At 39.6% G+C, this 23,035-nt stretch carries 20 protein-coding genes and 1 pseudogene; 5 read left to right on the forward strand and 16 right to left on the reverse strand.

Going from position 1 to position 23,035, the window contains the following annotated elements; translation table 11 throughout:
- Positions 1–9: 9 nt before the first annotated feature.
- The 3 genes from MTF66_RS26440 to MTF66_RS26450 form a co-directional block, all read right to left on the reverse strand.
- Complete coding sequence (locus MTF66_RS26440; protein WP_248529125.1) at positions 10–717, reverse strand: pirin-like bicupin family protein; 708 nt, start codon at positions 715–717, stop codon at positions 10–12.
- Positions 718–747: 30 nt separating this feature from the next.
- The gene (locus tag MTF66_RS26445; protein ID WP_248529127.1) at positions 748–1,698 is read right to left on the reverse strand and encodes a glutathione S-transferase family protein; all 951 of its coding nucleotides are present in this window, start codon (positions 1,696–1,698) and stop codon (positions 748–750) included.
- 78 nt (positions 1,699–1,776) lie between these two features.
- The gene (locus MTF66_RS26450; RefSeq protein WP_010390297.1) at positions 1,777–2,229 is read right to left on the reverse strand and encodes a DoxX family protein; all 453 of its coding nucleotides are present in this window, start codon (positions 2,227–2,229) and stop codon (positions 1,777–1,779) included.
- Positions 2,230–2,353: 124 nt separating this feature from the next.
- On the opposite strand from MTF66_RS26450, the gene MTF66_RS26455 reads away from it, so the two are divergent.
- Positions 2,354–3,244 carry a LysR substrate-binding domain-containing protein gene (locus tag MTF66_RS26455; protein ID WP_248529129.1) on the forward strand — a complete coding sequence of 297 codons (891 nt, stop codon included), beginning with the start codon at positions 2,354–2,356 and terminating at the stop codon, positions 3,242–3,244.
- A gap of 62 nt (positions 3,245–3,306) precedes the next feature.
- Here MTF66_RS26455 and MTF66_RS26460 read toward each other — a convergent pair whose 3' ends face one another.
- The 8 genes and pseudogenes from MTF66_RS26460 to MTF66_RS26495 form a co-directional block, all read right to left on the reverse strand.
- Positions 3,307–3,717, reverse strand: a complete 411-nt coding sequence (locus tag MTF66_RS26460; RefSeq protein WP_010390302.1) for a hypothetical protein — start codon at positions 3,715–3,717, stop codon at positions 3,307–3,309.
- Between the two features lie 139 nt (positions 3,718–3,856).
- Positions 3,857–4,699: an HDOD domain-containing protein gene (locus MTF66_RS26465; protein WP_010390303.1), complete on the reverse strand. Its 843-nt coding sequence runs from the start codon at positions 4,697–4,699 to the stop codon at positions 3,857–3,859.
- A 233-nt stretch (positions 4,700–4,932) separates the two neighbouring features.
- Positions 4,933–5,283 (reverse strand): cupin domain-containing protein, encoded by a 351-nt coding sequence (locus MTF66_RS26470; RefSeq protein WP_248529131.1) that lies wholly within the window; start codon positions 5,281–5,283, stop codon positions 4,933–4,935.
- Positions 5,280–6,596, reverse strand: a complete 1,317-nt coding sequence (locus MTF66_RS26475; protein ID WP_248529133.1) for an FAD-binding oxidoreductase — start codon at positions 6,594–6,596, stop codon at positions 5,280–5,282. Before MTF66_RS26475 ends, MTF66_RS26470 begins: the two co-directional genes overlap by 4 nt.
- Positions 6,597–6,599: 3 nt before the next feature.
- Complete coding sequence (locus MTF66_RS26480) at positions 6,600–7,856, reverse strand: NAD(P)/FAD-dependent oxidoreductase (protein WP_248529162.1); 1,257 nt, start codon at positions 7,854–7,856, stop codon at positions 6,600–6,602.
- Positions 7,842–8,006 (reverse strand): annotated as a pseudogene (locus tag MTF66_RS26485) (rubredoxin); the annotation flags it as partial. The gene MTF66_RS26480 and the pseudogene MTF66_RS26485, both read right to left, overlap by 15 nt.
- 101 nt (positions 8,007–8,107) lie before the next feature.
- The gene (locus MTF66_RS26490) at positions 8,108–9,526 is read right to left on the reverse strand and encodes an aldehyde dehydrogenase family protein (RefSeq protein WP_248529134.1); all 1,419 of its coding nucleotides are present in this window, start codon (positions 9,524–9,526) and stop codon (positions 8,108–8,110) included.
- Positions 9,527–9,528: 2 nt separating this feature from the next.
- The gene (locus tag MTF66_RS26495; protein WP_041708938.1) at positions 9,529–10,716 is read right to left on the reverse strand and encodes an aromatic ring-hydroxylating dioxygenase subunit alpha; all 1,188 of its coding nucleotides are present in this window, start codon (positions 10,714–10,716) and stop codon (positions 9,529–9,531) included.
- Positions 10,717–11,079: 363 nt separating this feature from the next.
- Here MTF66_RS26495 and MTF66_RS26500 point away from each other — a divergent pair, with 363 nt between their 5' ends.
- Positions 11,080–12,744: a BCCT family transporter gene (locus MTF66_RS26500; protein ID WP_248529136.1), complete on the forward strand. Its 1,665-nt coding sequence runs from the start codon at positions 11,080–11,082 to the stop codon at positions 12,742–12,744.
- Between the two features lie 68 nt (positions 12,745–12,812).
- On the opposite strand, the gene MTF66_RS26505 is transcribed toward MTF66_RS26500, so the two are convergent.
- On the reverse strand, positions 12,813–13,739 hold the full coding sequence (locus MTF66_RS26505; protein WP_010390313.1) for a LysR substrate-binding domain-containing protein: 927 nt from the start codon (positions 13,737–13,739) through the stop codon (positions 12,813–12,815).
- A 194-nt stretch (positions 13,740–13,933) separates the two neighbouring features.
- On the reverse strand, positions 13,934–15,232 hold the full coding sequence (locus MTF66_RS26510) for a porin (RefSeq protein WP_248529138.1): 1,299 nt from the start codon (positions 15,230–15,232) through the stop codon (positions 13,934–13,936).
- Between the two features lie 347 nt (positions 15,233–15,579).
- Between MTF66_RS26510 and MTF66_RS26515 the strand changes: the two genes are divergently transcribed.
- Positions 15,580–15,825, forward strand: a complete 246-nt coding sequence (locus MTF66_RS26515) for a hypothetical protein (protein ID WP_054201077.1) — start codon at positions 15,580–15,582, stop codon at positions 15,823–15,825.
- Positions 15,826–15,901: 76 nt separating this feature from the next.
- Here MTF66_RS26515 and MTF66_RS26520 read toward each other — a convergent pair whose 3' ends face one another.
- Both MTF66_RS26520 and MTF66_RS26525 read right to left on the reverse strand, forming a co-directional pair.
- Positions 15,902–17,245, reverse strand: a complete 1,344-nt coding sequence (locus MTF66_RS26520) for an SPFH domain-containing protein (protein WP_010390318.1) — start codon at positions 17,243–17,245, stop codon at positions 15,902–15,904.
- The gene (locus MTF66_RS26525) at positions 17,238–17,576 is read right to left on the reverse strand and encodes a hypothetical protein (protein ID WP_010390319.1); all 339 of its coding nucleotides are present in this window, start codon (positions 17,574–17,576) and stop codon (positions 17,238–17,240) included. Before MTF66_RS26525 ends, MTF66_RS26520 begins: the two co-directional genes overlap by 8 nt.
- 488 nt (positions 17,577–18,064) lie before the next feature.
- On the opposite strand from MTF66_RS26525, the gene MTF66_RS26530 reads away from it, so the two are divergent.
- Entirely contained in the window at positions 18,065–20,197 is a 2,133-nt protein-coding gene (locus tag MTF66_RS26530) for a pre-peptidase C-terminal domain-containing protein (RefSeq protein ID WP_248529140.1), read from the forward strand.
- Positions 20,198–20,368: 171 nt separating this feature from the next.
- Here MTF66_RS26530 and MTF66_RS26535 read toward each other — a convergent pair whose 3' ends face one another.
- Positions 20,369–21,181, reverse strand: coding sequence for an alpha/beta fold hydrolase (locus MTF66_RS26535; protein WP_248529142.1), 813 nt, complete (start codon positions 21,179–21,181; stop codon positions 20,369–20,371).
- A gap of 249 nt (positions 21,182–21,430) precedes the next feature.
- Between MTF66_RS26535 and sbcB the strand changes: the two genes are divergently transcribed.
- Positions 21,431–22,876 carry an exodeoxyribonuclease I gene (gene sbcB, locus MTF66_RS26540; RefSeq protein WP_076918564.1) on the forward strand — a complete coding sequence of 482 codons (1,446 nt, stop codon included), beginning with the start codon at positions 21,431–21,433 and terminating at the stop codon, positions 22,874–22,876.
- Positions 22,877–23,035: the final 159 nt, after the last annotated feature.

The following is a 23,035-nucleotide window of genomic DNA, read 5'->3' on the forward strand; positions in this document are numbered from 1 at the left end:
AAATTGCGCTTAACTTTTGCTATCGATAATAATCAATTCACACTCAGTGGTTGCCGTTAAAGTGATGGTTTTAGTCTGTGTAACTTCTGCGCCATCACCTTTACTCATTTTAACTGAGGCTGACTCATCGTTAATAATAAACTCCCCTGCCGATGCTAATACATAGGCTTGATGATCAATCGGCTGTGTTATTAACGTGCCTTTTGCCAGCTTGCCACCATAAATACGCGCCTGCTGATTAATAAACAGTGCACTATCGGCATCTTTTGGATAACCCGAAACCAGTAAGCTAAGGCTGCTTGTAGCTTGTGTAGGAAACTTTTTACTTTCCCAGCGCGGCTCAACATTATGTTGATTACTCTGAATCCAAATTTGATAAAACGTTAGTGGTTCATTTGTTAGGTTATACTCTGAGTGGGTAATGCCGGTGCCTGCACTCATTACCTGCACCTCACCTTGCTCGGTGATCCCTTTGTTGCCCATACTATCTTGATGAGTAATGGCACCACTACGGATAAAACTAATAATTTCCATATTTCTATGCGGGTGCGCACCAAACCCCATACCTGGGGCTACCCAGTCATCATTAACTACACGCAAAGTGCCAAATCCCATACGCGCAGGATTATAGTAATTCGCAAAACTAAAATGGTGCTTTGACTTAAGCCAACCATGATCAGCATTGCCTAAGCTATTTTTTGGGTAATGAGTAAGCATATTTTTTCCTATACGTTATCTCTGCGTCATTTAGTATTGACGGTCTCGATCATGGGCAGCATCAAACGTGTGTTTAGCACCTAAAGGCACAATTTGCGTTGGGTTAATGGTTACGTGACTAACGTAGTAATGCACCTTTGTGTATTCTAAATCGACCGTTTCCTTTATCCCAGGTACTTGGTAAAGCTCATTAATGTAGTTACTAAGATGATGAAACTCACTTAACTTTTCTCGATTACACTTAAAGTGCCCGTGATACACAGCATCAAAGCGAATAAGTGTGGTAAATAATCGCCAATCGGCTTCAGTGAGTGTATCGCCCACCAAATAACGCTGTTTAGCTAATCGAGCTTCTAACCAATCTAAGCTATCAAACAAGGCGGTGTAAGCTTCGTTATAAGCCTCTTGAGTTGTAGCAAAACCCGCTTTATACACCCCATTATTAATGGTGTCATATACACGAGCATTCACGTCTTCGATTTCTTCACGTAGCGCATCTGGATAATAATCGTCGGTGTTACCAGTAAGCTCATTAAACGCGCTATTAAACATGCGAATTATTTCTATTGATTCGTTGTTTACAATAGTCTGCGTTTTTTTATCCCATAAAATAGGTACGGTAACACGCCCTTCATAGCTAGGGTCGGCTTTTAAATACAATTGATAAGCGTAATCTAAGTTATAAAGTGGATCGCCCTGCTCGCCAAATTCCCAGCCGTTTTCCATCATCGGAGCTTCAACAATACTCATAGAAATGATGTCTTCGAGCTGCTTTAATTTACGAAATATAATGGTGCGGTGCGCCCAAGGGCAAGCCAACGACACATACAAATGATAACGACCCGCTTCTGGTTTAAATTTACTGTTTTGCGCTGATGAAATCGTATCTCTAAAGCGGCTATCTTGGCGTACAAATTTACCGTCGCTTTTTTCAGTGTCATACCATTTATCGACCCATTCACCGTTAACAAGTAATCCCATGTCCGTCTCCTTAGTTTGTAGAGTGTGCCAACCTTACGCAGATTGGCAGCTGAAAGTTCAATCACTTATGTGATCAGCTTATTGATTTAATTTGTTATGAATTTTTCCATCAAGGGATAGCTTTCCAGCTCCTTGGATCAGTAAAGCTAGGGTAATGGCTAACAGCGATAACGCAAATTCATAACCGTTATTGCTCATAAATAAACCGTTATCTATGTGTGTGGTAAAAATAGCAACTACCATAGTGATAGCCAGTACAAAACTCGCAGGACGCACCAGTAAACCAACGATGAGTAGTAACCCACCAAAAAATTCAGCGCCACCGGCCATTAATGCCATTAAATAGCCCGGTGCTAAGCCAATCGACTCCATCCATTGCCCTGTGCCTTCCAAGCCATAGCCACCAAACCACGCAAACAGTTTTTGTGCCCCATGAGCGCTAAACACTAATCCTGCAATAAGCCTTAATGGTAGTGTTGCAAAAGACTGTTCAGTTTTTGTGATGGCAGCTGTAATATTTTTAATCGTCATAGTTTTAACCTGTATATTTCCAATTGAGTATGCAGCTATTGTATAAGTTGAATTAAAATTAAATAACTCCTATTATTTGCTCTATATGTTCAAATATTTTGAACAGTTAATATTGGGTATCATTATGAATACACCCCCTATAAGCATAGAAGCTTTACTGGTACTGGACGCCATTGAGCATCGTGGCAGTTACGCAGCCGCTGCAGAGCAACTTAATAAAGTACCCTCAGCCTTGTCGTATATTGTTAATAAACTTGAAGAGCAATTAAATGTAACCTTGTTTCAACGCCAAGGTCGACGTGCTGTTTTAACTCCTGCAGGTAAACATTTACTGACCGAGGGGCGTAAAGTACTCAATGCTATAAATAATTTATCGGAGCAAACACAAACCATAGCTAATGGCTGGGAGCCACGGATACGTATTGCCTATGACTCTATTTTTGACATAAGTGACGTATTCAAAAATCTACAGCTATTTTTAAATGAGCATAAAAATATCGAGATAGACATTAAAGAAGAAGTACTTAATGGCACTTGGGAGGCTTTAATTGAGGATGACGTTGACTTAGTGATTGGCGCACCGGCCCCTGTACCTAATCAAAAGGGGATCAGAGCGGTAAAAATAGCTGATATTCAAAATGTTCTGGTGGTTCACCCTAGCCACCCGTTAGCGCTACTAAAAACCCCCATTGAGCCCAGCGAACTCGGTCAATACACCACGGTTATAGTGCATGACTCAGCAAAGCAAGGTATTCCGTGGTCAGCTAACTTAATCGAAGGTAATCAACGTTTTTATGTAAGTTCTGTAAGCCAAAAAATAACCGCTATTTTATCCGATATTGGCATTGGTTATTTACCTGTAAACCTTATTGCTGAGCATATAAAAGCTAACAAACTGCATGTTGTGGAACTTACCGAACCACGCCCAATTCAAGACTTATACCTTGCATGGAAAATAACTAACAAAGGTAAAGGGCTGAAACAGCTGACCCAAATTATTCTAAATAGAGTTTAACCCTAATAAACGCAAAAAGCCCATGCTAAAACAGCATGGGCTTTTTGAATCGGTAATAAATATTACAGCGCGAGATCTTGCTTAGCGCGCGTTAAATTGTGCGACACTAACTCGTTACCTGACATTTGTTGTGCTTCGTAAAAGTCTGATAATGCGGCTGTTTCGTTTTTAGCCATTAAACGTCCTACACCACGGTTACTTAAAGCAAATGAAGTCAGCTCACGTACTTTAAAACGTGGGCCAGTGCTTTGTTGTAATAAAGTAATTGCTTTTGAGCAGATTTCTTCAGCTTGGCTATAATTTTTTGATTTTACATTTAATGCACAATCGTTAAATGCAACTTCGAATTCTTGAGGGGCTGTTTTAGCCTCTTCAATAACCATTAACTTGTAATCACTTTGATCAGCCATTACAGCAGCTGAGCAAGTTAATAAAGAGCCAAGAGCGATGGTTTTGATAAGTGAGCGTTTCATGATTAATTTCCTATTTGGTTAGTCGTGCTTGTTGCCGACAACTAAACTTTAGAGTGTTTACTTAATCTCGACAAACGATTAAAAACAAACCAATAAGTGAAAAAAACTAACCTATAGGTTTTAAACTGCTAAAAAGCGATTAGCAGTTCAAAAAGTCAATCACCTCTTCTTGTAGATCAATATAGTCGTCTTCTGACATATTTAATGTTGCTAAAACGTGTTTTTCTATATCATCCCAATCTTTAGTGGTGTCACCGCGTAAAACACAATTAACCAGATTCTCAGACATTTTTAAAACGCTGTAACACAATTGTTGGTTACTTCCAGTTATGTTACTTAGCATGCTCAAATCGTGATGACGTAAAATAAGCTGACAAATATCTACGGGTAAATGCCAGCTGGTAGCTAAGTAATAACCCACAGTGGCATGATTAGTTCCATATAAACGCTCTTCTATATCTATCAAGCTTTCTTTATGGGTATTATTTGAAGTATGCAAAGCACTCACGTAATTATCAAATTTGATTGCCATTGGCACAATACCACAATCATGAAACAAACCAAGCGTATACAAGTACTCAACGGGGACATTATTTAGACGTTGTCCAATAATCATGTTTACATCAGCAATTTCTGAGGCGGTATCCCAAAAACGTTCAAGGCTAATACAGCACTCATTTTGGGCGAACATTTGCTTTAGCTTTAGGCTAGGAACTAAAGCTTCAATGCCATTCCAACCTAAAAACATAATGGCTTGTTTAATATTTGACACACTACGAACTAAGCCATAAGCGGGTGAATTAACTATCTTTAAAATAGCGGATGCAATAGCAACATCTTTAGCGATGATTTCTGCGGCGTCTGAAAGCGAGGGCTCTTGTGCAGATGCTAATAATTCAAGATCATTTAAGATTTGCGGTCTTGGTGGAATAATAAAGTTTTTATTTACATCTGATAATACCTGCTCATTAACTACAATCATCGATGTCTAGCCTCCAGCTAAGCTATATGGATTATTTATTTTATTCCATTTGAACTTTTATACTAGAAGTTGATTACTCAATATTCAATATTTTACCTATTTTTAAAATTCACTATTTGTGGCTTAAGCTTTTATTTTTCATTACTAGTGCAACCTAAAAAAACGGCCAATAAAAAAGCCCTCAAATGGTTGGTTAGAGGGCTTAGGAACTAATTTGAACACTTAAAAGGCAGTTAGGCTATACCATGTATCTCTTTCCAATTACCTGGATGAACAACATAACCAAACAATGCATGTCCGCCATATACCAGCTCTGTTCCTTCTGGTATCCAGAGCATTTGCCCTGGTTTAACATGATGGGTTTCGCCATTTGCGGTTAACTCGAAGCAGCCTTCTATAACAAATACAACTTCATCATAAAGTACTGTCCATGCTACTTTTGCACCTTCCCATTTCGCAAAACCAACGCCAATATTTGGTGATATTTCAGGGCTAAGTGCACGAGCCACGTAGGCCATCCCAGGCATATCTCCACGTACATTAAAGTCGAGTAATTTACTGTCTACTAATTTAACCTGTTTCATATTTCACTCCTACTTTGCCATTTGGCAAGTTTAATTCGGCTTTTTACTCCTAAACCAAGCAATGGCTCTGGTGGATTTAAACTTGGCATACCCGTTACCTGCTGAATATCATCAAGCGACTGCGATGTTGCCCCCATAACATAATCAGCAAGCAAAGTACCCGACACAGTTCCCCAAGCAACCCCCACACCGTTATCACAGGCGCTGGCAAACACTCCATCATCGAGTTGGCCAAAGAAATTAGTGAAATTTCGCGAAATAGCATAGGTGCCTCCCCACGAATGTGTAAAAGGCACATCGACTAGTTGTGGATAGCGAGCTAAAAATACTTTGCGATGATCGTTTTGAATTTCCTGACGCAACTTATCACTAATGCTGTTGCCATATTTAGCTACATGTTGATAGGTATTACGAATAATAATACGACGATCAGCGGTCATCCTAAGCGTTGTGCCAGCGTGATCAGCGGGTGTAAGTCCCCAATCAAGTAAACCTGAATACTGCTGCATTTCTTTATCGTTTAGCGGTCGGGTCCAACTAGCAAAAGTCATTACAGGAAGTAATCGATTTTTTAAAAAACCAAACTCACGAGTAAAAATACTTGTACCCAGTAATAACTGAGGTGTTTTAATGCTGCCGTGCTCTCCTTGCAACAGCCACCCGCCTTGCTCTTTCTCCAAGCGCACAATAGGCGAATGCTCAAATACATCAATGTTTTTTGGTAAGTTAGCACCTAAACCACAGGCTAGTGCCGCGGGTTGAACCAAGTACCCCCCCGGGGTGTAAATAGCACGGCTGTAGTAATTAGTGCCTAATACTTTTGCCAAATCAGTGCCAGTAACATGCTCAAATGGTTCGCCTAAATCGGTCATAAGATGTTCGAAGTGATCAAGGTAAGCTTCACCCCTAGCGCCTACTGCACCTTGGTATTTACCCGCAGCCGACCACTGGCAATCAATGTTGTATTTAGCAACTAAAGAAGCAAGCTGATCAATCGCGAAACGGTTAAGTGACAATAATCTTTGCTTATGTGCAGGATCTGGGTGCTCAAGAGAGAATTTATGCGGTAAGTCAATCACAAACCCTGAATTACGCCCTGATGCACCTTCGCCTATTCGCTGTGCATCAATTAGGGCAATTCGTGCATTTGGCGCGTGCTCAGCTAAACGGCGTGCCATAGCTAAACCAGCAAAACCAGCGCCTAAAACCACGTAGTCAGCCTTTTGTGCCCCCGTTAAAAGCGCTTGTTTAGGCTGCTTTGGTAAATCGTTATACCAGCCACAGGTATTATCATCATGCGGTAAATGAATCATATTTTACTCCGTTGCTGCTAGGTTATTTAAACTTATTTGCTCTAACCAATAACTGCGGTTAGCCTGTACTTGTTTACCTAACAGAGCAAAACCAAGTACTTGCTCATTAGCATCATTAAATACAGCCACTAACTCTTCACCTTGTTGTTTTATATGCCACTGACCTTGCGCCATAGGTGGTACAGGGAAAATAGTTAACGGCATTATAGGGGTTTTAACAATAACGGGACTCGGCAAAAATTTGGCGTTAGTTACATTGCCCAACAGGCTATTGACTAAAGCAGGTAGAATTTGATTTATGGGTGCAATATATGGCTGCCATCCTTGTGATGTTTGCGCACAGTCACCTAATGCAAATATAGCAGGGCGACTGGTTTGGCCATCGTCATTTACTTTAATACCACGCTCAACTTCTAATCCAGCTTCCTCAGCAAGCGTTACATTTGGCACTAATCCTACCGCAGATAGCACCACGTCAACTTCAATCACTTGACCACTATTTAAGTGTAATAATGAACCAGAGTCGTTGACTTCAATACGGTTGATACTATCTTCTAAATACCATGATACCCCCAAGTCTGCTAACTTTTGCTGTAAGGCTTCGCCGACTACTTGTGGGATCAGTCGATACATTGGCCACTGCCCTAAACCGATGACACTCACTTCATAGCCTTTGGCGCTCAAGTCATTTGCAAATTCACAGCCAATTAACCCATCGCCTAAAATAGCAACTCGCTTTTTACTATCAAGTTTTGCTCTCAATTGTGCATAATCGTGCAAATCATTCACACTTAGTACTTCTGAGGCGTCTCCAGCAATTGGAATTTTAATTGCTGACGCACCTGTCGCTAGTACTAAACGCCCATACTTATAACGCCCTATGCTGGTGATGAGAGAGTGATTATCTGCATCTATTCGTTCAACACGTGTATGCGGATAAACACGAATATTAAGACGCTGCTCCCACTCAAGTGCGGCTTCGTTTTGTAAATCAGCTGCGCTTTTTCCCATTGCAAAAGCATTCGAAAGTGCAGGCTTGCTGTAAAGTGCGCCGTCATCAGCGGTGAATACGGTAATAGCTACGGTTGATGATTGTTTACGTAATGCAGCCGCTACTTGATAACCACTGTGGCCACTACCAATGATAACAATTGGGCCTTGCGGTTCATCAACAATGGTCTCAGAAACACGAGTGTGTTGAACAGCAGCTGGTTCAGTTACTTCATCTTCAGTTACTTCACCTTCACTTATTTCGATCATTTCAAAATCGGCTTTGCCCACTAAACAATCTGGACATACCCAATCCTGTGGTACATCCTCCCAAAGGGTGCCTGGAGGAATACCATCAGCAGGCCAACCTTGGGCCTCATCGTAAATGAGGCCACAAATAATACAGAGCCATTTTTTCATTTCTCTATCCTAATAATTTGGATTTAACCCTGTGGGTTATCTACTGCAGAAAGTACAAATAGATAAACCGTAAGTTTTATAAACTGAGTCGTTGCCACTCGTTATAAACGTATAGCAATATTGCGTGTTTGCATGTAGCTGTAGATGGCTTCTTGACCTTTTTCTCGTCCAAAGCCAGACAATCCAACTCCGCCAAATGGCGTTTCTATGCCACCGGCAAACCATTCATTTATAAAAACTTGTCCACCACGAAGTTGCTGAGCCACTTGTAATGTTTGGTTAAGTGCTTCACCAAATACGCCTGCTACTAAACCAAATTCAGTGCCATTAGCTATTTTTACAGCCTGTTGCTCATCTTCAAATGGCATAATAACCAATACAGGACCAAATACTTCTTGTTGAGATATGGACATATCAGGGGTTGCTTCGATCACAGTTGGAGCAACATAGTAACCTGCCAAATCAGGAGCATAGCCACCACATAAAATAGTTGCCCCCTCTTTTTTAGCTTGTTCAATCATTGCCAATACACTGATTTGTTGCGCTTGAGAAACCACGGGCGTTAAATCAGCCTGCTCTTCACCAGAGCCGATTACTAAATTTTCAGCCATAGTAACCACTGCCGATTTAATCTCTTCGTAACGAGCTTTATCTACCAGTAAACGCGACATTGCAGAGCACACTTGTCCAGCATTAAAGAAAATACCTGTTTGCACACTGCTGATAACTTTCTCAGTAGCCGCATCTTTAAGAACAATAGCTGCAGATTTACCACCCAATTCCATTACAGAAGGTGTTGCACGCTCAGCTGCACCTTTTAGAATACGTTGCCCAGTGGGCACTGAACCGGTAAAAACAATTTGATTAACATCATTATGCTCAACTAGGTAGCTCCCCACTACTGAACCCTTACCACACAACAGGTTAATAGCGCCTCTTGGAAAGCCAACACTTTCGAGTGCTCTGACTAAATACACCATACCAACAGGCGAAATTTCGGGTGACTTAATGACTACTGCATTACCCGCCGCCAGCGCTGGAGCTAAAGAGCGAGCACAGATTGAAACTGGGAAATTCCAAGGTACAATTTGTACTGATACACCCATAGGGATATATTGCGTAAAATCAATATAGTTTTTACCTAAAGGAATCGACGTACCTTCGAGTTTGTCAGCCATGCCGCCATAGTATTCAAAATAACGAGCAGCCTCTAAGAATTCATCTTTTGCATCCGCTAAGGTTTTACCGTTTTCTCTGCACAGAGCTAAAGCACCTTCATCAGCTATCTCTTTGATAGCTTTTGCTGCATCAAGCATCCACGTTGTGCGCACAGCTGGGCGTACATCGCTCAATAGTCCACGGCTTATACATTGTCTGGCGGCTAGCATCGCATTGTTTGCATCATCAACACTGGCACTTGCAATCGTGCTATATTCCTGAGCTGTCGCAGGGTTTATTACCGAAATATGAGTGTGAGAATCACACCACTGGCCATTAATGAAGTTAAGATAATGAGTCATAATTAAGCCTCCGTCACAGATTTCACTTGTTTGGCAAGCCAAATTTGGAAGAAGTGTGTTGGTGTATCCATTTCAGGTGAAAAAGCCCCACCACCAAAACCAGGTGAGTACCGTCCTTGCTGCATTCCTTCAACTGCGCCAATATCTTCACCAAACACCACACGCCATGATTCAAGTGTTGCAGTACGACACGCCGCATACTCATCTTTAGTTGCCTCATCACTAATATAGAAAATACGTAAACGTTCAATAGTTTTATCTGTACTAATTGGGTCGATCATCATTGCAAAAGCGTGATCAGCTTGAATACCAATAAGTACATTTGGAAATAAAGCAACATATTCAGCATGGCGTAGCTTTTCCTCAGGCCAGCTTGGGAATTTTGGTAAATGTGTACCAGCAGTATCAGAAAGGTTATATTTATAGCTACCTTGACCAGAAAAACGCTCATCGAACATGATATTGTAGTGATCTTCTAATTTAGAATAAGTATTTAACGCTGGATGTACCCAAGGTAAATGATAGGCTTCACAGAAGTTTTCTATGGTTAACTTCCAGTTACTTTTTACTTCAATTTCTAAGTGTCCGCCCATATTTGCACGACGTAATAAACTCAAACCATCGTCACCTAAAAACTCTTGCCAACGCTGTGTTAAAGGAGCTATATGTTCATCGAAAGAACTCGCCTCGCCAGATAGATTAATGAATACCATATCCATCCAAATAGCTGAGCGGATTGCTTTTAGCCCATGCTTTTCACATGCAAAACGTTCATCGTTATGCTTACCGATGCCACCTAAATGTGGAGTGCCTTTTAAGCTTCCATTTAAATCATAGGTCCATGAATGATAAGGGCAGCGGATCATGCCTTGCACTTCTCCTGCTTCATGTACTAACTTCATCCCTCGATGGCTACACACATTATGAAATACCTGCACTTCGCCTTGGCGACTCTTCATCATTAATAAAGGTAAGTCCATAAAATCAATTGGCATAACATAACCGTTTTTGATTAAATCTGATGCAAAACCAACGCACACCCATGTGTTACTAAAAACATGATCACGTTCAAAATTAAAGTACTCAGGATTGGTATACGCCTCGTTAGGCATACCTGTCGCTTCATGTATCGGGTTTAGTACACGATCAATTTGCTTAATAGGAATTATTGTTTGTTTTACAGTGCCCATGCTCATTCTCCGAACGGTGTGTGTTTTAAAAAAATTTAAAGAGCAAAGTTCAATAATTAAAACCCATAGTTTTAACATTAACCTCACGCCCCAAACCCGTAACAACATTCTGTTATCAGATGCGTTGATTTTGATTAACAACAAAGCACTAAACAAACGATAATTTAGCATCTCACTCATGAGTTTTTGTAATGATTAAGAGTGCAAGAATATAAATATTGCTTACTGGTTATAAATAAGCGGTAACATCGCATAAGCAAAGCTCATGGATTGATGAGGATTAATCATTTGTAAATTGCCGGTTAATTTTTTAGTTTCTTACCACTTATTTAACAACAACAAAAAAGACAACGGAGCACACACATGAAAAAATCCGTAATTTTGGCTAAGTCTGGTTTTTTAAAGGGATTAAATCCGACGGTGACAATCGCATCGAAGGTAATTCTAATCGCCTTTATTTTATTCATAGTCATACTTGCAAATAAAGCAGGGCAGTATTTTGAAAGCCTTTCGACTTTTTTACTCTACAATATGAAATGGTTTTCTATTGGCTTAGTAACTTTAGTCGTTGGTTTTTTACTTTATTTGATGGTAAGTCGATACGGCCATATTCGACTGAGCGAAAATGACGACGATCAGCCTGAATTTAGTTTTTGGGCATGGATAGCCATGTTATTTTCTGGGGGGATGGGTATTGGACTGGTTTTTTGGTCTGTAGCAGAACCCATGTGGCACTATGCTGCAAACCCATTCACCGAGGGGTTAACCAATGAAGCAGCGTCAATGTCAATGCAGCTTACTTTTTACCATTGGGGACTCCATCCGTGGTCGCTTTTTGTAATTGTTGCCTTAGCCTTGTCTTATTTTTCTTACCGTAAAGGCCTTCCTTTTACCTTTCGCTCTATTTTACACCCACTAGTGGGCGATAGAATTTATGGCCCTATAGGACATGTTGCCGATATTATCACGGTAGCCGTTACAGCCTTCGGCATCGCGCAAACCCTGAGCCTTGGAGTTATTCAAATTAACTCTGGATTACAACAAACATTTGGGATAGAGGTTAGCCTTGTTACTCAAACTGTGCTTATTATTGTGCTATGTACCATTGCTGTAGGCTCGGTTTTATCGGGCGTTGGTAGAGGAATACGGCTACTCTCACAATGGAATATGTTGCTGTCGTTACTATTAGTATTGATAGTACTTGCAGTGGGTCCGACCCGTTATATTTTAAATGTATTTATGGAAACATCAGGGAATTATGTACAAAATTTAATTTCGATGGGGCTATGGACTGATTCGCAAAATGACTCAGGATGGCAAAGCTCTTGGACCGCTTTTTATTGGCCATGGTGGTTAACTTGGGCACCGTTTGTAGGTATGTTTATTGCGCGAATTTCAAAGGGACGTACCATTCGCGAACTTATTGGTGGTGCTTTGGTGGCCCCAACTGTTATTGCCTTTATTTGGCTTTCCGTATTTGGTGGTAGCGCCTTAAAAATGGAGCAAAACGAACGTATTGCTGCACAACAACAAACCGTTGTAACACAAAACAAAGTTACAGAAACAAACGCAGAACCCTTTAGTGGTGGTGTTGTGTTACAAGCAACCAAAGCAGATAGTACACGTGCCCTCTTTACCTTATTTGATAATTTAGACAGTAACTTATTAGGTAAATTACTGAGTGTATTAGCCTGTATCTTACTTGCTACTTATTTTATAACCTCAGCCGACTCGGGCACCTTAATATTGTGTATTTTAGATGCTGCAGGTGATACTGAACCACCAACCTCTATTCGTATTTTATGGGGTATAGTTATTGCACTTATTGCATGGGTACTTATTTATGCAGGAGGCCTGCAAGCAATAAAGTATGCGTCAATCATCATTGGCTTTCCTATTGCTATATTTATTTTAATGATGGGTGTTACCTTGTTTTATAGCATTCGCCGTGAACCAAAACCGTGGGCAATGTTGCCGCAGCACGTACATCCATGTAAAGAAAAACTCGATGGCCCTGTTGAGCACTAAATCAATATAATGAGACTAATAAACAAAAAAACCCTGCTAGTTAGCAGGGTTTTTTATTGCGGCGTAATTTATACTAAACCTGTATCACCTACTTCTTCAGGAAGTTGTGTTAATAACCATTCTCTAAAATACTTTACACTCGCAGGTATGCGGCCACCGTTATCTGGCTCTAGTAAAGAAAACTTAGATTCAGTGGCTAATACATGCTCGGTTGGACGCACTAATGCACCACTTTGTAAATATTCATCAGCCAGAGAACCCCACGCTAAAGCAATGCCTTGGCCATTAATTGAGGCTTGCAACAACATAGGGTAATTATTTATGTTGATACGGCTTTTAGGAGCTATCTGCTCAAGTCCAACTCCTGCAAACCACTCATCCCAATTAACCCACCCCATTTGTGTTTCGTCTAAAAATAAAATTGTTTTATTAAAAATATCTTTCGGATCGTTCGGATTACCAATTTTTTCAAGATAGCCAGGACTACAAACTGGAAACACTTCTTCGCAAAACAAAGTGGTCACCTTCATATTAGCTGGAGGCGTGCGACAAAAAAACAATGCTAAATCGCATTCTAAACGGTTTAAATCAACTACATTATCAGATGCTAATATTCTTAAATCAATGTCATCATATTGATTTTGAAACTCAGCAACTTTTGGCAATAACCACAAGGATGCCATTGCATTAGTTGTCGCTACGGTTACTTTTTTATCCCCTTGCCATTTTTTTACCTCTCCTGTTATATCTGCAATATCTAATAAGGAGCGACTTATAGACTGATAATACTGCAGACCAGCTGAGGTTAAATGAATACTGCGGCTTGCACGAGTAAATAAGGCTTTACCTAAATACTCTTCTAACTGTCGTATTTGACGACTTATCGCACCTTGAGTAACGTTAAGCTCATTTGCTGCAAGAGTAAAACTTAGGTGTCGAGCGGATGCTTCAAATGCGACTAGACTGTTGAGCGGTGGCAATGGACTAATTTTCATATAATTTCCTACTGCGTTTCTATCAAAGAAACTAATAACCAATCCATTGAAGGTAAAAGTAAGTACTGAATATATTTTTAAACATTGAGTTAATCAATTACAAATTTGGTAAGGTTTTAGTGTGGGTAATTAATTAGTTTGTGAAGACATATAAGCACACGCCCAATATGTAGACGTGTGCTTTGAATATTGGTTTAGAAGTAATAGCCAATATTAATGTTAAAGCGACGCTCAGTTTCGCTGCTATCGCCCGCTAATGAACCACCAACAAATGGCATATTTTTACCATGAACTAAGTCAAAGTAAGTAAATAAACCACCAGCAGCTACCGAGAAACCGGTTACGTTCATCCACGTATCTCTGCTGTTGTCTGATTTGTCGTAAATAGCACTATAGTCGTTGTAAAACTGTAAGTTTGTTACCGCGCCCCATTGTACCGGTACGCTGTATGCTACGTTTGCACTCGACATTGTTGCCTCTGCCGCCATGCTGTCGTAAAACGAGTAAGCGCCCACAGCAATACGGTTTACGTTATCAATATCGTAGTTATATTCACCGTGTTGAAGTTGTAAGTTCCAAGGGCCCATATTACTGTTTAAATGTAATGCCCACGCGTTGTAGTCACCTGCGCGGTCAACACCATCATGCAAGCCACCAGCGAGTGCCGACACACCTATTTCAGTTTTACCACCTTCATGTTCTAGGTGGTAGCCGTAACGACCTGAGAACGTATTGTACTCGCCTATAGCATTAGTTGGCTCAGCATAAACACCATCTCCAGCTTCTCTAAAGCCAACAATGTCGTAAGAATAGCGATCGCTGCGGTTATCTACATAACCATCAACACCACCTAATTCATCATTTTTGAAAAAGCCCAAATCAAGCTGCCAGTTATCAGCAATCTTACGCTTAAATAACACCCCTAAATCGTGGTCGTCTTCAAGGCCAACATAATAGTTAGTGCTGAAAAAGTAGTTATGTGAATTGTATGGCCAGTTACCAAAAGGAACCTTGGTAATACCTGCTTGAACTTGCCAATCATCAGCAAAATCGTAAGCTGCATAAGCGTATTTAACAGCGGTCATATAATCAAAAAAGCGAATTTCAGCGTTTAATTTTACATCACCAACGTTGCCTGAGAAATTTAAGCGAAAAATATCAAAGTCAAAATCGCCGCCGCGATTTTTATTATCGTCATCATACGAAGTATGGCTGTAGTTGGTTCGAACAGCACCACCAACCTTAATTCCCTGAGGCTTGTGTTCATGTTTAGCTACTTTAACTTCAGCTGTATCTTCTTTCACTTCAATGGTGCGTTCGATTGATTTTTCACTTTTTTGCTCTGCTTTCGCAAGTTGCTTTTGCAGCATTTCCACTTGTTTTTGTAAGCTGCTTAATTGCTGCTTTACTTTATCAAGATCTGTATCTGCATGTGCCTGATGTGAAAAAACAACCATAGCCACTGCTAGTGCTAAAGGTTTCATAGGTGTCATAATTTGTCCTTGCTTGCCTTGTTGATATTATTAACTCGAACTTGGTCAGCGTGAGCTAAGTACCTGCTTGATTTTACATGTTGTTTTACAATGATAACGTATTTTTACAACTCTTCAATTACACTTTATGATTTTGCGCAACACAACAGCAACACACAAACTACTTTTTAGCAGGGTAAGCATGACAATTAATCATCATTTTAATAAATAAAAGCAGTAGCTTGCAAAATTAAAGCTTGAAATATAGCTGGATGATCATGTACCTGTTTTAATGTGTTATTATTTGAGAAATCATATTTAAAACAGCCAGTTTGCTGCTACATATATAAATTGAGGACGCTCAAAAAATGAAAAATAACGATACATTTAACACGATTGCCACGTTAATTTTTAAACATCTTTATAATAACTTTCCAACTCCAAGTCAGTTAGATCCTGAACAATTAATTAGCGATGCCTCAGATCATCAAGGTGAGCAAATAAAAGGAACAATCGCCTTTCTTCTTCATGAAGAATATATATTTTCGACGCCAAGCGCCGCTTTTTTGCTAACCGAAAAAGGCTTTAGCCACGCTTTGTGCCCTAAATTTTAATCTCACCGTTTAAAAAGCGATACCACAAAAAAAGCCCTAGCAATTAAAGCTAGGGCTTTTTAATGATTTTTAACGTTTATTTTTTCTCTTTTTCTAAACGCTTTTTAAGACTCAAAGCCGCATCTGCGGCCAACAAACGCATAAATTCAGAGCCATTGTTTTGTTCGCCTTGACCCGCACCTATAACAATTTCAGGCACTAAGCGGCTGTTACCTAAGCTATTAAATAAAGCCGTTTGAATTTTAACTTCTGCTTTAAGTGTTTCATCAAACACATATTTAGGATCAAGTGCTGCTGACTTTGCTCGTAAACGTGCTTCAGCTAATACATCCATGCCTAAAGCTTCTAAGCGTTGCTGTTTTAAAATTTCTTCTTGCTCTTTTGCAAGCTCAGCCTTCACTGCAACACGCTGTTGTGCAGAAATAATCGCATTGGCTTTTATTCGCTCTGCATCAATTTGCTCTTTAATTTTTAGCTTTTCAGACTCAGCTCTTTGCTTTGCAATCGCTTGTTCACCTAATGCAACTTCTGTACGTGCTTGTTGCTCTGCCTTTTTAAGGTTTTGTCTTGCAAGCGCTTCATCTGCTGCAGCTTGCTTTTGCGCCTCTAAGCGCGCATTTACCTTATTTTCGTAATCAATATCAATAATACTCGCATCAACCACCGTGATGCCGTAAGAGCCTAAAATAGGTGCATTACGCAGCGGCTTACCTTCAGCATCTTTCTTTATATTAATGGTAACGCGTTGTTGCTTACTTAAATTGCTTAAATCGTCAGACTTGTCACGCTCGCCAGTACTAATAATTTGCTCAGTAACAAAAATGCCATTAGTCAGTTGATCAGAAAAATCTTGGCTTAATTGACCATTACCACCTGAGTAATGTTGCTCAACCGACATCATACGTGCCGACGCTTTTACATTTTCTGTAGTGGCACGCATTAAAAGATTAGATATCAGGGTTTCTTGAGAGCCAAATTCTTCATGAATTTTTAATAATCCACGTAAAGCGCCCGACTCACTTGCCGGTACATTACCTGGTAATCTAAAACGTGATACTCCTCTGGCGCCACCTGTCGTGGTATCTAAGAATCGAATAGGAATGAGTGGTACAATGGCACTCGCTGTTGCACTGCTATCGCCGGTAAAGTTAATTGAAATAACTTTTTTATAGGCCGATGTGGTACCAAATGCTTTTAAGTAAGGGCCCGCTTGATTTATTACCGTTAAATTACCAGTAAAAGCTGACTGATGAACTAACCGTTCATCGGCTTCATTCCATGAAATAACCTGCGAAGTTAATGTTGCAATAACTGCTAACACCACAACAACGGATGTTAGTAAAATCACATTACGACGACCAAAACGCGCCATAAATGAAGTGTTTTTTGCCTCAGCGACTGTTTGTTGCTCGCTATCCATTTTTAGTACTCTCCATGTTTAGTTTCTTTTTAACAAAATACGTAATTTCTTGTTCGCTTAAATGCGCACAAAAACTACCCGATCGATGCAAATCTATAAATGTTGCAAGGATCTCTTGTTTGCCTTTAATTGTTTTTTCCTGGTTTTCTTGGGTTTGGTTTTTCTCGCTAAGTTGAGCAATAAGATCATCAATGATGGTGTCTTTATCAAATAACACATTATATTCTTTTGACTTTCTTACTCGGCTCTTACGTACATTGCTGTAAATCACATAAAGCGCCACACACAAAATAATAACAAGCGTACTTAACCCAATAATATAAAAAATCATAACGTCTGCTTATATTAATTGAATAATTAACCCTAACAACAAATGTAACGGTTAAATCACAAATGTTAAGCCGATAATTTTACAGAATAACGACCCAAATAACAGAATTAATACTTGGCTCTTGTATATTTTTGTAAAAATTAAAATAGAAAAGTTTAATATCTGAAGTCTCAACATCAACAATGTTACTTTTAGTGAGTGTGGGTGACAGCCGCTTAGAGTCAACGGTAAACATCTTCTGTTCAAACTTTCATATTGAATATTAAGCCATTTATCCTTTTTAAAATAAGCTGATTTCAAAGTGAAAAATGCAATAGTTTCCGAGTAAAGTTAAAAATATTTAAATTTTTTCTGGCGAAGATCAAAATGCGGCCTACCCTTAGTATGTAAATTAGGTACTGATTATTTGCTCAAAATTAAATCATATGGGCATGCAGTTGATCATTTACGTTACATCAAACCACTTATTAGTGAAAAAGGATATAAAGATGAAAAAATGTAAATACGCAGCATTGCTCGCTACAGCTATCTATGCACAATACAGTTTTGCTGCAATCGATGAGCTCACTATTTTACAACACACTCAAGAAGCAAAAAAAACCACAATTGCTAAACACGCTAATACCCATGTAAATCTTTCTAGGCAATTTACAATCGAAACAACACAAGGTCCTGTAATTACTCAAACTGTATCGCACCCTAATGCTGATTACATAAAGCTACATTTTAGCCAAGTAGATCTAAATGGTGACGCAAAGTTAGTCGTTAGAAGCGAAGACAACTCAGAGCGATATGAATATAGTAGTAATAATATGGACGCTGCAACAATCGATAGCTTAAACGGAGATGATGGTGTGCATTCATTTTCTTCTATGTCGGTTTCAAATGACAGCGTTATCATTGAATATTATCCTGATCCAAAAAACAGTAAGCAGCAACACCAGTTTGGTGTTATTGATAGCTATTTTTACGGCACTGAAAGTGCCAATATAAATATCAACCAACAAAATAAACCAGCCCCTTTGTCTACCTGCGGTATTAATGAGCGCAAAGACGTGCAGTGTTGGGCTAATTCCAACCCAACAGAGTTTGACCGCAGTCGCCCGGTAGCACGCTTGGTAATAGGTGGGCGCAGCTTATGTACCGGTTGGCGCGTTGGCAGCGATAATAAGTTATTTACCAATAACCACTGTATAGAGACTGCATCTGAGCTTGCCTCTACAGAAGTGTGGTTTAACTACCAAAATAAAAGTTGTAATGGGACAACCAGAGAAACTATTGTAAAAGTAACAGGTAAAGAGTTTTTTAAAACTGATTACACGTTAGATTACACCCTATTTAGTGTTAATGACTTTGCCAATATTGAACAGTTTGGCTACTTAGGGCTTGATGTGCGAAACGCACAGCAAAGTGAACGTATTTATATTCCGCAACATGGTTCAGGTAATCCTAAGGAGCTGTCTATAGAATCGGATCAAGACACCAATGGTTTGTGCCAAGTTAATGCCCCCTCAACGAATGGGCGTGGAAGTAATACTGATATTGGATACTATTGTGACACTATAGGCGGCTCTTCTGGTTCTCCTGTTGTTGCAGCATCAAGTAATCGTGTTATTGCACTTCACCATTTAGGCGGATGCTACAATAAAGGCGCCAAAATAAGTAAGATTTGGCCCCAAGTCGCAACTTACTTTAATAACACAGTGCCTGTTGGCGATAACGACGGTACTACACCACTGCCACCTACCGCACGTTTTGAATACAGCTGTGAGCAATTACAATGTAATTTTGATGCAACAAGCTCCAGCTCAGCAGGTACTATCAATAGCTATAGTTGGAACTTTGGCGATAATCAAACCGATACAGGTGCAACTGTAGTGCATAATTTTGTATCTGAGGGTGATTACGATGTATCTGTTACTGTGCAAGATAGTAACAATAATACAAATACACTAACCCAAACAATTAATGTTTCCAATGGTTCATCAACAGAAATTGAATTAACTAAAGGGCAAGCATTAACAGGCCAAAGTGCAGCATTAAATCAAGAGACTATTTACTATATTGATGTACCTGCAAATAGCACTAACATCTCTATCGACATAACGGGTGGTTCAGGTGATGCAGACCTCTATGTTAAAAAGAGTACAGTGCCAAGCACAAATAATTACGACTGCCGCCCATTTAGAAATGGTAACACTGAAAGCTGTAATATAAGCCAAGGAGAAGGTCGTTTTTACATTATGCTTAAAGCGTATAACAGCTATCAAAACGTAACAATCCTGGCTAATTATGAAAATAGCGCACCACCTACAGATAATGATACTCGCGTATTAACGTCTCGTGCTTATGGATTTCCAGATTTTTGGCAGCGCTATAGTTATGTAGTACCTACAGGCGCAACCACTGTAAACATAAAAACATTGGGTGGCGAGGGAAATACTAACCTCTATGTTCGAGCGGATGCAGCAGTAACAAAAACACAATATGATTGCTTATCGAACAATAAAGACAGCAATGAAAGTTGTATCTTAGAGGTGAGTTCTGGCCAAACATTACAAATCGGACTGTTAGGTGTCACTAATTACGATTGGGTTAAGCTTGTTGCAACTGCTAAATAATTAATATCATTCCCCCAAAAAAAGCACTGCAGTGAGCCTGCAGTGCTTTTTATTTGGGTTTAATTTACTCTTTTAATGCTGGCGTAATAAACATCACAATAAATAAAAAATACCACCTATTACAAAAAGAACTCATAGTTAGCCGTTATTAAAAAACATAATCCGAACTCGCTATTGAGTGCGTGATAATAGCTTCAAAACTTGTTTAACTACCATTTCTGGCTCATCATTTTGTGGATAGTGATAACTTTTACGCGTTAGCTTTATCTCACCTTGAGGAAAATCATTAGCCCAGTTTGAATGCAGTTTCCCCCACATTTCACGCCCTTTTTCAGTAAAAAATAACACCGATGGATTTTCATATTTTTTAACTGAGGCAACAACCGTCACGGGAATATCTGCTATTTGTGGATAATCGGGCAAAGGTCGCTTCGACCAAAAGTCTAAATACTGATTCGACATGCCGTTTTTCATATCATCACGTTTTATAACGGCAATCTCTTTTTCAGCGCGCGGTAAATCAATCTTACGCATAATATCAACATCATGCTCTGAGGCGGGTTCAATTAACATTAATGCTTTAATGTTATCGGGGTAACTTGCTGCAAATACCCTTGCGATATAAGCACCATAAGAATGCGCCACATAAACTACTGGTTCATCAATTTTTAGCGCTTTAAGTAATAGTAAAGCCTCAGTAGCATACTGCTCTGAGCTATAGTTTTTCTTTATTTGCGCTGAGCCGCCATTGCCAATTCGAGAATAGCGAATTACTTTTGCATACTTAGTAAGCGAGTTATAAATGGGATCCCAATCACTCAGCCCTGCTGAGCCACCCGCCTCCAGTAAAACAGTGTGTTTGCCACTACCCACCATTTCATATTCAATATCAAAGCCATTTACTTTAACTTTAGCAAGCTCAGCAAACACAGCGGTAGAGGTGATTAATACCCAAAATAGAATCGTTTTTATTATTAGTTTCATATTGTTGAAAGAATATGGAGTGTTGGCTTAAGTTATAACATTAAGCACTATGTTTATAAATAAATTCTCTATCACAGAACCTCAGAAATAAATAATCACGTCAATCACCCTTAAATCATGTTTTGACTAATAGATTTCCCTATTCAAACCTATAAACCTCTGTGACCCTATGCCATAATCTAAATAATTCATAAATTTAGTAACTTGGCGGTATATAAACCGTTTCAAGCTAACTTATAGGGTTTTTTAATGGCTTATCAAGAGCAAAATCAAGCAACAATCTATTGGCACGACTACGAAACTTGGGGGGCAAGCCCGCAAAAGGATAAGCCGAGTCAGTTTGCCGGTGTACGCACCGATCTTGATTTAAATATTATTGGCGAGCCGCTTATTGAGTACTGTAAGCCACAAGCGGATTATTTACCCCATCCTGAAGCGTGTTTAATTACCGGTATTACCCCACAAGTGGCGATGCAAAAAGGCTTAGTTGAGGCTGAATTTATTGCTAAAATTCATGCAGAATTTAGCGTACCCAATACCTGTGTGGCTGGTTATAACAGTATTCGCTTTGATGATGAAGTAAGCCGATATAGCTTTTATCGTAACTTTTACGACCCGTACGAACGTGAATATAAAAACAATAACAGTCGTTGGGATATTATAGATTTAGTGCGTGCCTGCTATGCACTGCGCCCAGAGGGCATTGAGTGGCCACTAAAAGAAGATGGCAGCCCTAGCTTTAAGCTTGAGCATTTAACTGTTGCTAATGGTATTGAACATGCCGCTGCGCACGACGCACTAAGTGATGTAACGGCCACCATTGCCTTGGCCAAACTAATTAAAGAGAAGCAGCCTAAGCTGTATCAGTTCTTTTTTAGTCTTCGCGGTAAAAAAGCACTCGCTGAAATGGTTGATGTGTTTAATATGACCCCATTAGTGCACACCTCGTCACGCATTCCTGCTACCCAAGGCTGTACTACTTGGGTTGCACCAATGAGTTTTCACCCGGTAAATAAAAACGCAGTTATTTGTTTTGATTTAACCCAAAACCCGCAGGTGTTACTTGATTTAAATGTAGAAGAATTACGCAAGCGTTTATACACCAAACGTATAGATTTAGCGGAGGGTGATTTACCGGTAGGTTTAAAATTAGTGCATTTAAATAAGTGCCCTATTTTAGCACCAGCTAAAACGCTACTGCCTGAAAACGCTGCCCGCTTGGGTATTGACCGTGAACAATGCTTAGCTAATTTAGCCATTTTAAAAGCCAATACCGAGCTACGTGATAAAGTCACTGAGGTATTTAATGAGCAAGGCGATTACAGCGCGACCACGAACGTAGATTACTTATTATATGATGGCTTTACTAGCCATGCTGATAAAGCTAAATTTGCGATTATTCGTGATGCAAAGCCTGAAGACTTAGCAAGCTTAAAACTTGAATTTGAAGATCCTAAATTTAATACTTTGCTGTTTAGATACCGCGCCCGTAACTGGCCACAAACGCTAAACCAGCAAGAGCTTGATCAATGGCGTCAATATTGCCAAAGCAAGTTAATGCATGGAGAAGATCAGCCTTCAATCAGCGCACAAGATTTTATGATCACCCTTGAAAACTTAGCGCATGAACATGATGACAGCGAAAAAAATCTTACAATTTTAAAAGCCTTATATAACTACGCGCAAAGCATGTAATTTACTGTAGTTTATATAATGCATAAAAACGCGACCCTTTAGCAAAAAAGTGTCGCGTTTTTTGTTACTAGGTAAAAAACCAAAAAACTATCTCAACAAGAGAGGTAAATGAGAAAACATAAAACCAACATTCCTTTTTTATGTTTATCACTTCCTCTA

It is taken from the genome of Pseudoalteromonas sp. 2CM39R, assembly GCF_023161845.1.

What these genes read in the sequence shown, in the direction of transcription:
- MTF66_RS26440 (WP_248529125.1), bottom strand. Translation starts at nt 717, where the DNA reads ATGCTTACTCATTACCCAAAAAATAGCTTAGGCAATGCTGATCATGGT.
- MTF66_RS26445 (WP_248529127.1), bottom strand. Translation starts at nt 1,698, where the DNA reads ATGGGATTACTTGTTAACGGTGAATGGGTCGATAAATGGTATGACACT.
- MTF66_RS26450 (WP_010390297.1), bottom strand. Translation starts at nt 2,229, where the DNA reads ATGACGATTAAAAATATTACAGCTGCCATCACAAAAACTGAACAGTCT.
- MTF66_RS26455 (WP_248529129.1), top strand. Translation starts at nt 2,354, where the DNA reads ATGAATACACCCCCTATAAGCATAGAAGCTTTACTGGTACTGGACGCC.
- MTF66_RS26460 (WP_010390302.1), bottom strand. Translation starts at nt 3,717, where the DNA reads ATGAAACGCTCACTTATCAAAACCATCGCTCTTGGCTCTTTATTAACT.
- MTF66_RS26465 (WP_010390303.1), bottom strand. Translation starts at nt 4,699, where the DNA reads ATGATTGTAGTTAATGAGCAGGTATTATCAGATGTAAATAAAAACTTT.
- MTF66_RS26470 (WP_248529131.1), bottom strand. Translation starts at nt 5,283, where the DNA reads ATGAAACAGGTTAAATTAGTAGACAGTAAATTACTCGACTTTAATGTA.
- MTF66_RS26475 (WP_248529133.1), bottom strand. Translation starts at nt 6,596, where the DNA reads ATGATTCATTTACCGCATGATGATAATACCTGTGGCTGGTATAACGAT.
- MTF66_RS26480 (WP_248529162.1), bottom strand. Translation starts at nt 7,856, where the DNA reads ATGATCGAAATAAGTGAAGGTGAAGTAACTGAAGATGAAGTAACTGAA.
- MTF66_RS26490 (WP_248529134.1), bottom strand. Translation starts at nt 9,526, where the DNA reads ATGACTCATTATCTTAACTTCATTAATGGCCAGTGGTGTGATTCTCAC.
- MTF66_RS26495 (WP_041708938.1), bottom strand. Translation starts at nt 10,716, where the DNA reads ATGGGCACTGTAAAACAAACAATAATTCCTATTAAGCAAATTGATCGT.
- MTF66_RS26500 (WP_248529136.1), top strand. Translation starts at nt 11,080, where the DNA reads ATGAAAAAATCCGTAATTTTGGCTAAGTCTGGTTTTTTAAAGGGATTA.
- MTF66_RS26505 (WP_010390313.1), bottom strand. Translation starts at nt 13,739, where the DNA reads ATGAAAATTAGTCCATTGCCACCGCTCAACAGTCTAGTCGCATTTGAA.
- MTF66_RS26510 (WP_248529138.1), bottom strand. Translation starts at nt 15,232, where the DNA reads ATGACACCTATGAAACCTTTAGCACTAGCAGTGGCTATGGTTGTTTTT.
- MTF66_RS26515 (WP_054201077.1), top strand. Translation starts at nt 15,580, where the DNA reads ATGAAAAATAACGATACATTTAACACGATTGCCACGTTAATTTTTAAA.
- MTF66_RS26520 (WP_010390318.1), bottom strand. Translation starts at nt 17,245, where the DNA reads ATGGATAGCGAGCAACAAACAGTCGCTGAGGCAAAAAACACTTCATTT.
- MTF66_RS26525 (WP_010390319.1), bottom strand. Translation starts at nt 17,576, where the DNA reads ATGATTTTTTATATTATTGGGTTAAGTACGCTTGTTATTATTTTGTGT.
- MTF66_RS26530 (WP_248529140.1), top strand. Translation starts at nt 18,065, where the DNA reads ATGAAAAAATGTAAATACGCAGCATTGCTCGCTACAGCTATCTATGCA.
- MTF66_RS26535 (WP_248529142.1), bottom strand. Translation starts at nt 21,181, where the DNA reads ATGAAACTAATAATAAAAACGATTCTATTTTGGGTATTAATCACCTCT.
- sbcB (WP_076918564.1), top strand. Translation starts at nt 21,431, where the DNA reads ATGGCTTATCAAGAGCAAAATCAAGCAACAATCTATTGGCACGACTAC.